Annotated in this window: 1 protein-coding gene; it reads right to left on the reverse strand. The window is 50.5% G+C overall.

Annotated features, from left to right (window positions below):
• Positions 1-777 (reverse strand): PcfB family protein (locus tag NE619_RS17875; protein ID WP_256133844.1); only part of this gene is annotated, 777 nt, incomplete at its 3' end.
• Positions 778-796 lie beyond the last annotated feature (19 nt).

Raw genomic sequence — 796 nt, forward strand, 5'->3', positions numbered from 1 at the left:
TTGCCTGTGTGTATTTTGGCCGCCTCGACTGCCGGTGTTTTTTTCCTTCTCCTTTCTTTGCGGAAGTTCCGCTTCTTTCTTCCTGGTCGTCCGGATTTCTTTTAGTTCTTCCCGTACGGAACGCCTGTCCTCCGGCTGCTTAGAAGTACCCTCTGCGATTTTGTTTTGCTTCTTTGAGATAGGCTCGGACGGACGGTAGTTCTCCGTCTTTTCCGGAAAAGGGGCTTCCAAAGATTCCCCCTCTTTTTGTACCGGTTTTGCTAAAAGCTCATCTGCCAGCCGATCAGCCGCATCTTTCGACCTTCGGCCTTTTTCCACCGGCTCCTGCCCGGAAGCCTGCTTTCCTTTCTCAGCCCTGGCCTGCTCAATTTCCGCTTTTACCGTGGCCGTTTCCGTAACTTCCGCAAACTTAAAACGTTCAACGATTCGGTTAGTCCGTACAGCATCCTCCTGCTTCACCATCACATCGACCATACCATCGGAAGTACCACGAGGATTGCGGACAGCGCAATACAGAACGCCATACTTCTTCGCCCCTTCCACAAACGCTTTCAAATCGCTTTCTTTTACGGAAAATACCGTCAATGGCTTGCCGGAACGAATCAAGCTTTCCATTCTGATCCGGCCACGAGTCTTTTTCTGTTCCTTTAAAATTGCATAGAGCAACGCAGCCAAATGTTTGGCTCCCTGGCCGGTAATCTTTAAAGCTACCTCTCCGGTTTCCAGTGACATCCTAACGACTTGGTCTGCCGCTTCCCCTCCGCTTATCACGGTCACTCACCTTCCTTTCTTTCCT

Origin of the sequence: Anaerovorax odorimutans, from assembly GCF_024459955.1 — a bacterium.
Classification (GTDB): domain Bacteria; phylum Bacillota; class Clostridia; order Peptostreptococcales; family Anaerovoracaceae; genus Hominibacterium; species Hominibacterium odorimutans_A.